Genomic DNA, 13,849 nt, shown 5'->3' with positions numbered 1-13,849 from the left:
AATCAAAGACGAGTTCCGGCGCCAGGAAGGCATCAACTTGACGTACCTCGCCTTCATGCTCAAGGCTGTCGTAGGAGCGATCAAAGACTACCCGATCATCGAGGTCGACGTAACGAACCTCGTACTGCTTCGCAACAAAATCAAAGACGAGTTCCGGCGCCAGGAAGGCATCAACTTGACGTACCTCGCCTTCATGCTCAAGGCTGTCGTAGGAGCGATCAAAGACTACCCGATCATGAATTCGGTGTGGGCCGTAGACAAAATCATCGTCAAGCGCGACATCAACATTTCGCTTGCCGTCGGCACGGAGGAATCCGTCGTGACGCCGGTCATCAAACGCGCCGACCAAAAAAGCATCGCCGGCCTCGCCCGCGAGATCGACGAGCTGACGCGCAAGGCGCGGACCGGCAAGCTGACGCTGGGCGACATGCAAGGCGGCACGTTCACCGTCAACAATACGGGCTCGTTCGGTTCGATTTTGTCGTATCCGGTCATCAATTACCCGCAGGCGGCTATCGTCACGTTCGAATCGATCGTCAAGAAGCCGGTCGTCATTCAGGACATGATTGCCGTTCGGTCGATGGTGAACCTGTGCCTGTCGCTGGATCACCGCATTCTCGACGGCATTATTTGCGGCCGCTTTCTGCAGCGCGTAAAAGAAAATCTCGAAGCATATAATTTGGATACGAAGCTGTATTGACCAGCGGCGGCTTCAAGAGCCCCGTGCGGACTACAGCAGCAGCGCTTCGACGGCATAGAGCACCGTCGAGAATACGATCGCGATGAGCATCAAATAAATGACTAGCTTGAACCAAAGCTGTTTACGTCGCATGCGGAAGGCCACCTTTCGCGGACAAACGTATTTGGGTGAACATCCTTATTGTATCGACAATAGCGACGTATGGAAAGCAGGCGATGACGAACATGTCCAGCATGATCAATCAAGACCGTTTGGTGAAGCAGTTCATCGAGCTCGTGCAGATCGACAGCGAATCGAAGAATGAGCAAAACATTTCCAAACATTTGCAGCGGCTGTTTACCGAACTCGGCCTCACCGTCGAAGAGGACGATTCCAAGGAGCGCACGGGGCTCGGCTCCGGGAATCTTATCTGCACGCTGGCTGCGACCGACTCCCGTCCGGGCATACCGACGGTGTTTTTCACCAGCCACATGGATACGGTGTCCCCCGGCAAAGGCATCAAGCCGCAAATCGGCGACGATGGCATTATCCGCAGCGACGGCACGACGATACTCGGCAGCGACGACAAAGTCGGACTCGCCGCCATGCTCGAAGCGATCCGGGTTATGCGCGAACGCAACATTCCGCACGGCACGCTGCGCTTTGTCATTACCGCGGGAGAGGAAGTCGGCCTTAAAGGCTCCCGCGCGATGAAGCCGGGCTGGCTGCAGGCCGATTTCGGCTTTGCTCTCGACTCCAACGGCCCGATCGGCGATATCGCCGTGGCGGCGCCGGGACGCGCCGAAATCTCGATCCAATTTACAGGCCGCAAGGCGCACGCCGGCGTCAATCCGGAGGACGGCATCAGCGCCATCCAGGTGGCGAGCAAAGCGGTTGCCCGTATGCCGCTCGGGCGCATCGACAGCGAAACGACGGCCAACATCGGCTCATTCTCCGGCATCGGGCCGCTGAACGTCGTTTGCGACCAGGTCAAGCTGGAAGCGGAAGCGCGCAGCATCGTCGGCGACAAGCTGCATGCCCAGATTGCTGCCATGAAGGAAGCTTGCGAATCGGCGGCGAAAGAATTCGGCGCAACGTGCGAATTCGAGTCCAATATCGTGTACGCCGCATTTATGTTCGACGACGAGGCGCCGATCGTGCAGCTTACTTCGAAAGCGCTGCGCGCCGTCGGCTGTACCCCGCGCACATTCCATTCGGGCGGCGGCAGCGACGCCAACGTGTTTAACGGTCTAGGCATCCCGACCGTGAACCTGGCTGTCGGCTACAAGGAAATTCATACGACGCAGGAGCATATTGCGATCAGCGATATCGTGAAAATAGCGGAAGTTGTGCTGGCGATCGTAGACGAGGTCACCGCATCTGCTAAGTAACATAATTGTGCAAACGCCCGCAAGCGCAGAGTCCGTTCGACTGACTGCTTGCGGGCTTTTTTGCGTGCAGGGAAAAGGCGCTGCATTTGGGTAAGGGGAAATTTAAGAAGCATATGGAATATATTGGGTAGAAAAAATCAATAATGCTAAAAGATTCGGAGGAAGATTTCGTGAGCGATAACAATCATAGAACTGTTAAATTCATCTATACTTACTTGCCGGCGGCAACAGCTTGCCTGTATTTTGCCAATCTGCGATAAGCCGCAACGAAGTGAACCAGCACCACAACGTGAACCGGAAGCACGAGCCATCCCACTTTCCTCTGCAATCAAGCCCGGCCAGCGCTTGCCGCCGACCGCCGGCCGAGCCAGGCGTGCAGCGTGACGTCTCGATCCGCCTGCTGCAGCTGTTTGCGCAAATGCGCGCGAATTTCCCATGCCTTGCCGACCAATCGCCATTGCCGTTCTGTTCTGTAGCTTTTCATGCGCCTTCGCCGTCCTTCGCTTCGTTTTCTGTTATAATAGGAACCATATGCGCGGGCGGGACAAGTTATGACGTTTGTCCCCTTGCGCAGAAGCGAAGGAGTGCGAACGATGAATAGAGATAGCAAGGTGTTTGAAGAACCAACGGTAGAGACGAAACCGATTTTCCGCGGAAAAGTCATCTCGGTGCAGGTCGATACCGTGCGTCTGCCGAACGGAGAGACGTCGACGCGGGAGCTGGTCAAGCACCCGGGTGCAGTCGCTGTGCTCGCGCTGGTAGACGATAAGCTGCTCGTTGTCGAGCAATACCGCAAGCCGCTGGAGCGAAGCTTGGTCGAAATTCCGGCCGGGAAGCTGGAGCCGGGAGAGCCGCCGGAGACGGCCGCGCTGCGCGAGCTGGAGGAGGAAACGGGGTACCGGGCGGAATCAGTCCGTCTGCTCCATTCGGTTGCCGTATCGCCGGGTTTTGCTGACGAAATCGTGCATTTATACGTAGTCGAGCAATTGACAAAAGGCGAAGCCCGTCCCGACGAAGACGAGTTTCTGAACGTCGAGTCGATCACCTTCGAGCAGGCGCAGCAATATGTCAAGGACGGCCGGATCGGCGATGCGAAGACGCTGCTGGCCATATACGCGTGGCAGCTGCACAAGCTGACGGGAGCTTTCGGTCAGTGACAGAGCGGCAACCGCAGCAGCCGGCCGGCGGGCTTCGCACCGTTTATGCCGACTTGCACATTCACATCGGACGAACCGAAAAAGGCGCCCCTGTCAAAATAACCGGCTCCCGCGATCTGACGTTCTACAACATCGCCAAAGAAGCGTCGGAGCGCAAAGGAATCGAACTCATCGGCATTATCGACTGCCACTCGCCGGCCGTTCAGGACGAAATCGAAGCGTATTTGGAGTCCGGAGACATGACTTTGCAGCAAGGCGGAGGAATTCGCTACAAGAACACGACCGTCATTCTCGGCAGCGAAATTGAAGTGAAAGACCCCGGGTGCAATGAAGCGCACGTGCTTGTTTACATGCCGACGCTTGACGCCATGAAACAGTTCACAAGCTGGATGAGCCGGCATATGGCAAATGTCGGGCTCAGCACGCAGCGCATTCGCGTTCCGGCCCGCGTGCTGCAAGAGGAAGCGGTCCATCGGGGCGGACTGTTCGTTCCGGCGCACGTCTTTACGCCCCATAAAGGTATTTACGGCAGCGTCAGCGAGCGGATGGAAGCGCTGCTCGATCTTGACGGCATCGCCGCGGTCGAGCTCGGCCTGAGCGCCGATACGGAAATGGCAGGCCATATTTCCGAGCTCGACCGTTACACGTTCGTCACCAATTCGGACGCGCATTCGCTTGCCAAAATCGGGCGCGAATACAACGAGCTGCAGCTTGCCGCTCCCAGCTTCGAGGAGCTGGCGCTGGCGCTGGCCCGTCAACACGGCCGGCGCGTCGCCGCCAATTACGGCCTCAATCCCCGGCTCGGCAAATATCACCGCTCGTACTGCGCATCGTGCGAAGAAATCGTGGACGAGAGCGGGACGGCCGCGGAGCGCTGCCCGTATTGCGGCAGCTTGAAGCTGGTGCGCGGCGTCATGGACCGCATTATGCATATAGCCGACCGCACCGAACCGCTAGTACCCGGTTACCGCCCGCCGTACCGGTATCAGGTACCGCTCGAATTCATTCCCGGCCTCGGCAACCGTACTCTGGAGAAGCTGCTGTCCCGTTTCGGCACGGAGATGAGCATTTTGCATGAGGCTTCGTACGAAGAGCTGGCGGCAGCAGCCGGGGATAAAGTCGCCCGCTACATCGTGCTGGCCCGGGAAGGGCAGCTGGAAACCGACGTCGGCGGCGGCGGGCGTTACGGCCGGGTGCGGCAGCTAAGCTAGCGTTAAACTGGCTGTAAAGTGTTGGTGCGTTGCTCGCCATTTCAACTCTAGCTTAACGCTAGAACGCAATCATACTTGGGCGGCTCGTCTCATAAGCTTGTCATAGGAACGCGCAGCGGCCAATAGGCTGGCGCGCTTTCGCAGGCCAAAGGAGGGACGAACGTTGCGGCAACCGGCCATCAAGTCTTATATGAAAAGTCATTTGGCGCTGTACATGTTCGTATCGGTGCTGTTTTTGATCGGCGTCGTGTTCGGCGCCGTCATGGTCAATGCGCTGTCGCTCGATCAAAAGCAGGAGCTGGCGCGGCATTTGAACTATTTTTTCCAGAACGTGGACGACGGCACGATGCTCGGCGAGCCACAAGCGGATTCGTTCCGGCAGACGCTCGGCTTGCATGTGAAATGGATGGCGCTTATTTGGCTGCTGGGGCTGTCGGTCGTCGGGCTGCCGCTCGTGTTCGTTCTCGATTTTCTGAAAGGCGTTCTCGTCGGCTTTACGGTCGGCTATTTGACAGGCCAGTTCGCGTGGAAAGGGATGCTGTTCGCCCTCGTCTCCGTGGCGCCGCAAAATCTCGTCATTATTCCCGTCATTTTGATTGCCAGCGTAGCGGCGACAGGTTTTTCGCTGCATTTGATCAAGTCGCGGTTTCAGCATCGGCGGGGGGCGCTGGCTCAGTCGTTCTGGCAGTATACGGGCACGTCGGTGTTTTTGACGATTGTGCTGTCCGCCGCTGCCCTATATGAAGGCTTTCTGTCGCCTTACGTCATGAAATGGGTCGCGCCGATGCTGCTGGTATGACGTGCGGCACAAGCACGCGGAAACGTTGACTTTCTTGCAACCATCCCCCTATAATGAGGAGAGGCATGGCTCGGGGAAGGGGGACGTCTTGTGGAGGCACGCATCGAGAAAATTAAGCAGCAGCTGCAATCGCAAGGGTACAAGCTGACGCCGCAACGCGAAGCGACCGTGCGCGTTTTGCTCGAGAACGAGGAAGACCACCTCAGCGCGGAAGACGTGTTTATGCTCGTCAAGGACAAGGCCCCGGAGATCGGCCTCGCTACCGTGTACCGTACGCTGGAGCTGCTCAGCGAGCTGCACGTCGTGGAGAAGATGAATTTCGGAGACGGCGTGGCCCGCTACGATTTGCGCAACGATTCGACGCATCATCACCACCATCATTTGATATGCGTGCAGTGCGGGGCAGTCGACGAAATTATGGAGGACTGGCTGACGCCATTGGAAGAGCGTCTGGAGCGGGAATATTCGTTCCGCGTGCTGGACCACCGGCTCGATTTTCAAGGCATCTGTTACCGCTGCAACGGCAAAGACAAGCCCGCAGCGCTTATTAAACAACAACCTTCCCATTCGCAGGCTTAAGAGCCGTGTGATTGCGGAAGGCTGTTTTACTTTTGGGGATTTCGGTCTGCCGCTCGCCTGCGTCATCGAGCGATATACTCGTAACGATCGCTTCGGCTTCGGCGATACCTTTCGCAATTTGACTGCGATCACGCAATGAACGTGGCCGTTTCGGATTTCCATGCTGCTTTGTCTGCACATCGTCTGCATATCGTCGTACATCGCCTGAACAGCAGCTTAGCGCCCGAGTTCTTTATGCAGAGACGGTGGAGACGCTAATATGGACCTAAAAGGCACACAACGGTGGTTAGCGCCCTAAGATCGCCCGAAAACGAAGTTTGTTCACTGTATACTCGGTTTCGGAGAAGCCCCTCGAAATTTGACTTCGATCATGTAATGAATGTTGCCGTTTCGGATTTCCATGCTGCTTTGTCTGCACATCGTCTGCATTTCGTCGTACATCGTCTGAACAGCAGCTTAGCGCCCGAGTTCTTTATGCAGAGACGGTGGAGACGCTAATATGGACCTAAAAGGCACACAAAGGCGGTTAGCGCCCTGGGATTCTCCGAAAACGAATTTTGTTCGCTGTACACGGATTATTCGTGCGCTACACGGATTTTTTCTAAATTTCGCCCAGAAGGGCGTCATGGGAGTCGCAATCAGCGGCTATAAAGTCGTTGTTGGCAAGATGACAGCAAGAGGCTGACAAGCATCCGTCAAATTGCCATAGCCGACGTAACCGCTTTAACCGCCAAACTGCCATCAACTCGATAAACGCCGTAACCACCAAGCAGTTCAAAAATCAAATAATCAAAGCCACAAAACTACCATATTCGCCAAATTGCAATTACTCCTTAACTATACTTGCCACCAAACCGCCATAACCACCAAACCGCCATAACCACCAAACCGGCCATAACCACCAAACCACCAAGCCGCCCAAGTCACCCACACAACCCCGCCTAGCGGGAGACGCGTCGCAATAGCAGAGATCCCGACGTGATTGACGTGAACGAATTTTGAGTATACACTCAACTTGAGTGAATACTCAACAATCATACGTTCCCCATTATCCATCAAAATGCCTGGAGGGAGCATAAATTATGCCGGCGAGAAGCAATAAAAACGCCAAACGAATACACATCCTGGACACAGCACTGCGGGTATTTGCCGCCAAAGGCTTTCACGCCGCCACGACGAAGGAAATCGCAGCCGAAGCCGGGGTGGCCGAAGGGCTGTTGTTTTACTATTTCGGCGGCAAGCGCGAGCTGATGCTGCAAGCGGTCAGACGGTTCTCCTTTCTGGAGACGCTGCAAGACAGCGCTCCGCAATTCGAGACGATGGACCCGCAGCAAGCGCTGACGGCATTCGGCTTAATGTATGTCCGGTTTGTCGATTCCCATAAAGACTATTTGCAGCTCATATGGTCGCACGAGCTAAGTGCGGATGAAGCCGTTCAGCGGGAAGTGACGTCGCTCATTGCCGGCATGACGGAGCAAGGAGCGAAGCTGCTTGCCCGCGCGGCGCCCGTCACAACGCATCGCGCGAAGCTGGCGACGGCAGCGGCCATGTTGCTGTCCTCGCTGCTTGCGTTCGCGATGCTTGCGGAACGGATGGGGCGCGCACGCAGCGAGCAGTCCGACCGTCAGTATGTGGGTGAAGTTGTGGAAATTGCGCTTAACGGCTTGAGCGGTACATAATCGTGCAAAGCCCCTCGCTCCGGTTCGGAGCTTTTCTTTTCACATATAATTGAGCGATTACTCAAAAAAATGATCATAAGGAGCTGATCCGCCATGCTAACGTCGTTCAACCGGCATCTTTCGCTGCAGACATCGATTCGGTTGTTTCCCGTTATTTTCCTGATTCATGATGCCGAAGAGCTGGTTCTTATTCACGATTGGATGATCGGACATCGCATGGAGCTGCTCGACAAATTCGGTATCCTCGCCTCGTTCACATGGTCGACTCCTGCGTTTGCCGCCGTTGTAGCGGCATTGTTTCTGCTCGTTTGGCGCATCAGCAGCGCTGCCGCAAGGAGCGGTGGCACGGGCCGGGCGCGCAATCTTTACGTTGCGGTGCTGACCGTACTATTCGTCAACGTGTTCACTCACGTCGGCCAAACCGTGCTGCTGCGGCAATATACGCCCGGTGTCGTCACCGCCGTCGCCGTCGCTTTCCCGTACTGCCTTTATATGTACGTTAGGCTGTACCGGGCGGGCCGGAACGCCCGCATTTAGATTATATTTTCAGCACCGCCAGGGAACGTTAACGGGAGAATATCACTTTCTACGGAGGGGTTCCCAACATGACCACAGCGGTGCAAGAACGGCAGGCAACGACGATGACAGGGTGGGTAAAAGACCGCGTCGCCCTCGTTACCGGGGCTGGATCCGGCATCGGCAAAGCGGCCGCGCTCAAACTCGCCGCGAACGGCGCGCGCGTCTGTCTCGTCGATTTGACTGAGCAGCGGGCGGGAGAGGTGAAGGAGTTGATCGAAGCGCAGGGCGGGGAGGCAATCGTCGTGGACACCGACGTGTCCGACCCGGTCCGCGTCCAGTCGGCCGTCGAGCTGGCGATGAAAGAGTGGGGGCGGCTTGATGTCGTTTTTGCCAACGCGGGCATCAACGGCGTCGTGACGCCGATCGAGGATATGTCTCCCGAAGAATGGGACCATACGCTGACGACGAACTTGAAGGGGACGTTTTTGGCGGTCAAATACGCCATCCCGCATATGAAGAAAAATGGCGGCAGCATCATCATCACCAGCTCGATCAACGGCAACCGCTCGTTTTCCGGCTTCGGCATGTCGGCTTACAGCACGTCCAAGGCGGGGCAAATGGCGTTCGGCAAAATGGCGGCGCTCGAGCTGGCCAGGTACCGGATAAGGGTGAACATCATTTGTCCCGGCGCGATTCAGACGAACATTAGCGAAAATACCCAAAAAACTCCCGAGCTGCACAAAATCGAAATTCCGGTCAAGTACCCGGAAGGCAGCCAACCTCTTGAGCACAAGCCCGGCTCGCCGGATCAAGTAGCCGATCTGGTGCTGTTCCTCGCCTCCGATCATTCCAGCCACATTACGGGATCGGAAATCTATATTGACGGCGCCGAATCTTTGCTCTAGTATATGTGCGCTTTAGTTTGCGAAAGTGCGCAGGACGGCCGTACAACCCGTTCTAAAGCCGTACTTATGCGCTTAGAGGAGGAACGCCATCATGATTATTGGGGTGCCTAAGGAAATTAAAAACAACGAGAACCGCGTCGCTTTGACGCCGGGTGGCGCCGGAATGCTGCGCCAGGCCGGCCATACGGTGCTAGTCGAGAAAGGAGCGGGGGAAGGGAGCGGCTTCAGCGACGACGATTACGCCAAAGAAGGCGCGATTCTGATGGCGGCGGCTGCCGAAGTGTGGGCAGGCAGCGAGATGATCATGAAGGTGAAGGAACCGCTGCCTTCCGAATACGGCTATTTCCGCGAAGGCCTGCTGCTGTTTACATATTTGCATTTGGCCGCTGCCGTCGATCTCGCCGAGCATCTCGTGAAAAGCGGCGTGACCGGCATCGCTTACGAGACGATTCAGCTGCCGAACGGCGGTTTGCCGCTGCTTACGCCGATGAGCGAAGTGGCAGGGCGCATGTCGGTGCAAATCGGAGCGCGCTATTTGGAAATATTTAATGGAGGCCGCGGCATTCTGCTCGGCGGAGTACCCGGCGTACCGCCCGCCGACGTCATCGTTCTCGGCGGCGGCATCGTCGGCACGAACGCAGCCAAAATGGCGCTCGGCCTCGGCGCCAACGTCGTCATTATCGAGCGCAGCGCCGATCGCATGCGCTATCTCGACGACGTGTTCGACGGCCGGGTGCGCACTTTGATGTCCAGTCCGTACAATATCGCCTCCGCCGTGCAAAAAGCGGACTTGCTCATCGGCGCCGTCCTGATCCCGGGAGCCCGCGCGCCGAGACTCGTTACCGAAGACATGGTGAAGCAAATGAAGCAGGGCGCCGTCATCGTCGACGTCGCCGTCGACCAAGGGGGCTCGATCGAGACTGTCGACCGCGTGACGACGCACGACAGCCCGACCTATGTGAAGCACGGCGTCCTGCACTATGCCGTCGCCAACATGCCGGGAGCGGTGCCGCGAACTTCCACGTTTGCGCTTACGAACGTGACGCTGCCGTATGCGTTGGAGCTGGCGAACAAAGGTTTCGAGCGTGCCGTCAAGGAGAACGGGCCGCTGAAGCTGGGCGTCAATACGTACCGCGGCGGCGTAACCCATCCGGCTGTGGCCGAAGCGGTCGGGATGCCGTTCGTTCAAACGCTCGGATAAGGCATATTGTATAGGAAGCGGTCATACGTTTGTCCTAAGAGTTAAGCTGGCCATGTAGTGTCCTGCACATTGCTCGGCGCTACAGCTACAGCTTAACGCTAAGTTGGAGCTATAGCGATGCTCCCGCATGGCAAGGAGGGACGGACGATGGTTGTTTCTTATCGCAAATGGCTGGACCGGCTGCGCTTTTTGACGCTGTTCATCGCCTTGACGCTGGCTTTGTATCATGTGATGACATGGCTTGACGGATGGCTGGAGCCCCGCGATAAATACCGCGAGCCGCACAATCAGGCGGTGAAGGCGTTCCGGCATGCGGCGCTGCCGTCGGAGAGAGGCACGGTAGGCGAAAGGCTGCGTTTGTTTTATTGGTACGGGGAGTAGCGCCGGAGAGTAATGTTTGCGTTTTGCTTGGGCTGACCGGCAGGAATCGACGCAGCCTGCAGCGAAATCATGAAGCGGCCGCCTTGAACGGCGGCCGTTTTTTTGCTGAAGGTAGGCGGAAGGGGAACTAGCGATGATGGAACAAGATGTCGAGACGATGCTCGCCGAAATGGCGGCGGAGCGAAGGCTGGCGGATAATACGCTGGCTTCGTACCGGCGCGACTTGCTGCCGTATATCTCATATTTGCGCGAGCAGGGCGTCTTGACGCTGGCCCAATCAACCAAAACGAACGTCTCGGCGTATTTGTCGAGCCTAAGCCGTCGCGGCCGCTCGCCGGCGACGCGCGCCCGTGCCGTCGTTTCGATCCGAGCTCTATATGCGTTTCTTGTGCGCAGCGGCCGCATGGGTCACGATCCGGCGCGCTTCATCGAAGCGCCGAAGGCGCCGCGCAAGACGCCGCGGGCGCTGCCCGTAGCGGACGTGGAGCGGCTGCTCGCCGCGCCGGACACGAACACACCTTCCGGACAGCGCGACAAGGCGATGCTGGAGCTGCTTTACGCCACGGGGCTTCGCGTTACGGAGCTCGTCTCGCTGCACATGAGCGATGTGAACGTGGCGCTCGCCTTTTTACGCTGCGAAGGCGGCGACGGGCAGGAGCGAATCGTGCCGATCGGCGGCTATGCACTGCAGGCCATCGAGGCATATTTGCGGGAAGGGCGCCCGCGCCTGCTTCGCCCCGGGGTGGAGACTGACGCTCTGTTTGTATCGCAGCGCGGGGACGGCATGACCCGGCAGGCGTTCTGGAACATTGTGAAGCGGTGCGCGGAGGCTGCCGGCATTACCGCTTCGCTGACGCCGCAGCTGCTGCGCAGCTCGTTCGCCGCTCATTTGCTGGCAAACGGGGCTGACGTCCGCGCCGTGCAGGACATGCTCGGCCACGCGTCGGCGGCATCGACGCAGGCGTATGCACAGACGGCCAAAGCGCTCATGAAAGACGTGTACGACGCGGCTCATCCGCGCTCCGGCAAGCGGATGTGACCGTTTTGCATTCTTGGGCGATAAAGTGAGATAATGAGGAGTAGTAAAATTTTACAGCTGCCACGGGAGGACAAGCAACATGGGCTTTCAACGCATTTGTTTTATCGTGCTGGACAGCGTCGGCATCGGTGAGCTTCCGGACGCTGCCCGCTTCGGCGACGCGGGCTCGCATACGCTCGGCCATATCGCGCAGCGGGTCGAAACGTTCGCGGTGCCGAACATGCAGCGGCTCGGACTCGGCAACATCGCCGAGCTGGAGCGCGTCCCTCCGGCCGACAAGCCGCAAGCGTACTACGGCAAAATGGCGGAGACATCCGTTGGCAAAGATACGATGACCGGACATTGGGAGCTGATGGGGCTGAACGTAGACATTCCGTTCAAGGTTTACCCGGAAGGTTTCCCCTCGGAGCTGATCGCTGCATTCGAACAAGCGACCGGCCGCAAAGTGATCGGCAACAAGCCGGCATCGGGGACGGAAATATTGGACGAGCTGGGCGAAGAGCAGATGAAGACCGGCGCCTGGATCGTCTACACGTCGGCGGACAGCGTCTTCCAGCTTGCCGCGCATGAGGAAATGATTCCACTCGAAGAGTTGTACAAAGCTTGCCACATCGCCCGTGAGCTGACGCTGCGTCCGGAGTTTGCCGTCGGCCGCGTCATTGCGCGTCCTTACGTCGGCCAGCCCGGCGCGTTCAAACGGACGCCGAACCGGCACGATTACGCGGTCAAGCCGCCCGCTCCGACCGTGCTGAACAAGCTGAAGGATGGCGGCCTGGATGTGATCTCGATCGGCAAGATCAACGACATTTTCTCGGGCGAGGGCATTACGGAAGCGTACTCGACGAAGAGCAACGCCGACGGCATCCGGCGAACGATCGAGACGATGAAGCGCGAATTCCGCGGGCTAACGTTCGTGAACCTGGTCGATTTCGATTCGCTTTACGGGCACCGCCGCGATCCGGAAGGATACGCCCGGGCGCTCGAAGAGTTCGACGCGGCGCTGCCGGAGCTGATGGGAACGATCGGGCCGGACGATCTGCTTCTGGTGACGGCGGATCACGGCAACGACCCGGTGGCCCCCGGGACGGATCATACGCGCGAATACGTGCCGATTTTGCTATATAGCCCAAGGTTTGCAAGCCCCAGTTCGATCGGCGTGCGCTCGACGTATGCCGACGCGGGGGCGACGGTCGCCGATAACTTCGGCATTGTCTGGGACGGGCACGGCACGAGCTTCTTATCTTCGCTTCAATAACAGATCGCAGCTTCGTCAATAGAGGAGGAATCAGCGAAATTATGGCACAAACGGCGGGTATCGGGACGGACGCCAATCGCATTCGCGAGGCGGCCGCATACATTGCAGGCAAGGCCGAAGGGCTGAAGCCGCAAATCGGTCTTATTCTCGGCTCGGGTCTTGGCGTATTGGCGAATTTGATCGAAGATCCGATTGTTCTCGATTACGGGGACATTCCCCATTTTCCCGTGTCTACTGTGGAAGGACACGCGGGCGAGCTCGTGCTCGGAAGCGTGAAAGGCAAGCCGGTGGTCATGATGAAAGGGCGTTTCCATGGCTACGAAGGGTACGGTCCGGAGACGGTATCGTTCCCGGTGCGCGTCATGAAAGAGCTCGGGGTGACGACGCTGATCGTGACGAACGCGGCGGGCGGCATCAACGAACATTTTCAGGTCGGCGATCTGATGGTCATTAGCGACCATATTAATTTTACGGGACGCAACCCGCTCATCGGGCCGAACGACAACGCTCTCGGCGTCCGCTTCCCGGACATGTCCGAAGCTTACAGCAAGCGGTTGCGCCGGATTGCGCACCAGGTAGCTGAGCGGCAAGGCCTTAAGTTGCAGGAAGGCGTCTATCTGGGATTGCTCGGTCCGACGTACGAGACGCCGGCCGAAATTCGCATGATGCGCATCCTCGGCGGCGACGCCGTCGGCATGTCCACCGTCCCGGAAGTGATCGTGGCGCGTCACGCCGGTATCGAAGTGCTCGGCTTCTCCTGCATTTCCAACATGGCCGCAGGTATGCTCGACCAGCCGCTTTCGCACGCGGAAGTCATGGAGACGACCGAACGGGTGAAGCCGAAATTTCTGCAGCTGGTGCTGGGGATCATTGAAGAGCTTCAGTGACTTGTCGAAGAGGAACAACATGAACAGCAACACGTACGCAGAGCCGCGGACATTATCCGCGGCCCCTCTTAGTGCGCCACGCATGGCGATTAACTAGGCGGTGAAAGTCCGCTGTGGGGGCTTGTAGTGGCCAACCACTAGCCAAGAGCAAGGGTGTCCATCGTGAG

The 13,849-nt window shown here is 57.9% G+C and carries 16 protein-coding genes; 14 read left to right on the top strand and 2 right to left on the bottom strand.

The window, feature by feature from the left end:
- Positions 1-700: 2-oxo acid dehydrogenase subunit E2 (locus SD70_RS31180; RefSeq protein ID WP_197081241.1), on the top strand; the 700-nt coding region annotated here is incomplete at its 5' end.
- 30 nt (positions 701-730) lie between these two features.
- Here the strand turns inward: SD70_RS31180 and prli42 are convergent.
- The gene (gene prli42, locus SD70_RS36630; protein WP_156158298.1) at positions 731-832 is read right to left on the bottom strand and encodes a stressosome-associated protein Prli42; all 102 of its coding nucleotides are present in this window, start codon (positions 830-832) and stop codon (positions 731-733) included.
- Positions 833-933: 101 nt separating this feature from the next.
- On the opposite strand from prli42, the gene SD70_RS31175 reads away from it, so the two are divergent.
- Positions 934-2,070 carry a M20/M25/M40 family metallo-hydrolase gene (locus tag SD70_RS31175; protein ID WP_041052468.1) on the top strand — a complete coding sequence of 379 codons (1,137 nt, stop codon included), beginning with the start codon at positions 934-936 and terminating at the stop codon, positions 2,068-2,070.
- A gap of 328 nt (positions 2,071-2,398) precedes the next feature.
- Here SD70_RS31175 and mciZ read toward each other — a convergent pair whose 3' ends face one another.
- Positions 2,399-2,554: a Z-ring formation inhibitor MciZ gene (gene mciZ / locus SD70_RS36625; RefSeq protein WP_156158297.1), complete on the bottom strand. Its 156-nt coding sequence runs from the start codon at positions 2,552-2,554 to the stop codon at positions 2,399-2,401.
- A gap of 109 nt (positions 2,555-2,663) precedes the next feature.
- On the opposite strand from mciZ, the gene SD70_RS31170 reads away from it, so the two are divergent.
- From SD70_RS31170 to SD70_RS31110, 12 genes are all read left to right on the top strand, one after another.
- Entirely contained in the window at positions 2,664-3,227 is a 564-nt protein-coding gene (locus SD70_RS31170; RefSeq protein WP_041052462.1) for an NUDIX hydrolase, read from the top strand.
- Positions 3,224-4,438, top strand: a complete 1,215-nt coding sequence (locus SD70_RS31165; RefSeq protein WP_052488094.1) for an endonuclease Q family protein — start codon at positions 3,224-3,226, stop codon at positions 4,436-4,438. The genes SD70_RS31170 and SD70_RS31165 overlap by 4 nt, the downstream gene beginning before the upstream one ends.
- Positions 4,439-4,601: 163 nt before the next feature.
- Entirely contained in the window at positions 4,602-5,237 is a 636-nt protein-coding gene (gene spoIIM / locus SD70_RS31160; RefSeq protein ID WP_331436865.1) for a stage II sporulation protein M, read from the top strand.
- A 90-nt stretch (positions 5,238-5,327) separates the two neighbouring features.
- A complete protein-coding gene (gene fur / locus SD70_RS31155; protein WP_041052461.1) occupies positions 5,328-5,816 on the top strand; it encodes a ferric iron uptake transcriptional regulator in 489 nt (162 codons plus the stop codon).
- Between the two features lie 1,082 nt (positions 5,817-6,898).
- Entirely contained in the window at positions 6,899-7,495 is a 597-nt protein-coding gene (locus SD70_RS31145) for a TetR/AcrR family transcriptional regulator (protein ID WP_041052459.1), read from the top strand.
- Positions 7,496-7,588: 93 nt separating this feature from the next.
- Complete coding sequence (locus SD70_RS31140) at positions 7,589-8,032, top strand: HXXEE domain-containing protein (RefSeq protein WP_052488093.1); 444 nt, start codon at positions 7,589-7,591, stop codon at positions 8,030-8,032.
- 68 nt (positions 8,033-8,100) lie between these two features.
- A complete protein-coding gene (locus SD70_RS31135; RefSeq protein WP_052488092.1) occupies positions 8,101-8,919 on the top strand; it encodes an SDR family oxidoreductase in 819 nt (272 codons plus the stop codon).
- 91 nt (positions 8,920-9,010) lie between these two features.
- Complete coding sequence (ald, locus tag SD70_RS31130) at positions 9,011-10,120, top strand: alanine dehydrogenase (RefSeq protein ID WP_041052458.1); 1,110 nt, start codon at positions 9,011-9,013, stop codon at positions 10,118-10,120.
- 147 nt (positions 10,121-10,267) lie between these two features.
- Positions 10,268-10,501, top strand: coding sequence for a DUF4227 family protein (locus SD70_RS31125; RefSeq protein WP_041052457.1), 234 nt, complete (start codon positions 10,268-10,270; stop codon positions 10,499-10,501).
- Between the two features lie 133 nt (positions 10,502-10,634).
- A complete protein-coding gene (locus SD70_RS31120; RefSeq protein WP_231571707.1) occupies positions 10,635-11,540 on the top strand; it encodes a site-specific tyrosine recombinase in 906 nt (301 codons plus the stop codon).
- Positions 11,541-11,619: 79 nt separating this feature from the next.
- Positions 11,620-12,795, top strand: coding sequence for a phosphopentomutase (gene deoB, locus SD70_RS31115; protein ID WP_041052456.1), 1,176 nt, complete (start codon positions 11,620-11,622; stop codon positions 12,793-12,795).
- Between the two features lie 41 nt (positions 12,796-12,836).
- Positions 12,837-13,682, top strand: coding sequence for a purine-nucleoside phosphorylase (locus SD70_RS31110; RefSeq protein WP_041052455.1), 846 nt, complete (start codon positions 12,837-12,839; stop codon positions 13,680-13,682).
- The last annotated feature ends 167 nt before the right edge of the window (positions 13,683-13,849 follow it).

This window comes from Gordoniibacillus kamchatkensis, assembly GCF_000829455.1.
GTDB classification, from domain to species: Bacteria; Bacillota; Bacilli; order Paenibacillales; family NBRC-103111; genus Gordoniibacillus; species Gordoniibacillus kamchatkensis.
The sequence above is the reverse complement of the archived record's forward strand: the minus strand, read 5'-3'. Positions and strand labels throughout refer to the sequence as shown.

Excerpts from the sequence above, each read along its gene's own strand:
- prli42 (WP_156158298.1), bottom strand. The coding sequence starts at position 832 with ATGCGACGTAAACAGCTTTGGTTCAAGCTAGTCATTTATTTGATGCTC.
- SD70_RS31175 (WP_041052468.1), top strand. The coding sequence starts at position 934 with ATGATCAATCAAGACCGTTTGGTGAAGCAGTTCATCGAGCTCGTGCAG.
- mciZ (WP_156158297.1), bottom strand. The coding sequence starts at position 2,554 with ATGAAAAGCTACAGAACAGAACGGCAATGGCGATTGGTCGGCAAGGCA.
- SD70_RS31170 (WP_041052462.1), top strand. The coding sequence starts at position 2,664 with ATGAATAGAGATAGCAAGGTGTTTGAAGAACCAACGGTAGAGACGAAA.
- SD70_RS31145 (WP_041052459.1), top strand. The coding sequence starts at position 6,899 with ATGCCGGCGAGAAGCAATAAAAACGCCAAACGAATACACATCCTGGAC.
- SD70_RS31140 (WP_052488093.1), top strand. The coding sequence starts at position 7,589 with ATGCTAACGTCGTTCAACCGGCATCTTTCGCTGCAGACATCGATTCGG.
- SD70_RS31135 (WP_052488092.1), top strand. The coding sequence starts at position 8,101 with ATGACCACAGCGGTGCAAGAACGGCAGGCAACGACGATGACAGGGTGG.
- ald (WP_041052458.1), top strand. The coding sequence starts at position 9,011 with ATGATTATTGGGGTGCCTAAGGAAATTAAAAACAACGAGAACCGCGTC.
- SD70_RS31125 (WP_041052457.1), top strand. The coding sequence starts at position 10,268 with ATGGTTGTTTCTTATCGCAAATGGCTGGACCGGCTGCGCTTTTTGACG.
- SD70_RS31120 (WP_231571707.1), top strand. The coding sequence starts at position 10,635 with ATGATGGAACAAGATGTCGAGACGATGCTCGCCGAAATGGCGGCGGAG.
- deoB (WP_041052456.1), top strand. The coding sequence starts at position 11,620 with ATGGGCTTTCAACGCATTTGTTTTATCGTGCTGGACAGCGTCGGCATC.
- SD70_RS31110 (WP_041052455.1), top strand. The coding sequence starts at position 12,837 with ATGGCACAAACGGCGGGTATCGGGACGGACGCCAATCGCATTCGCGAG.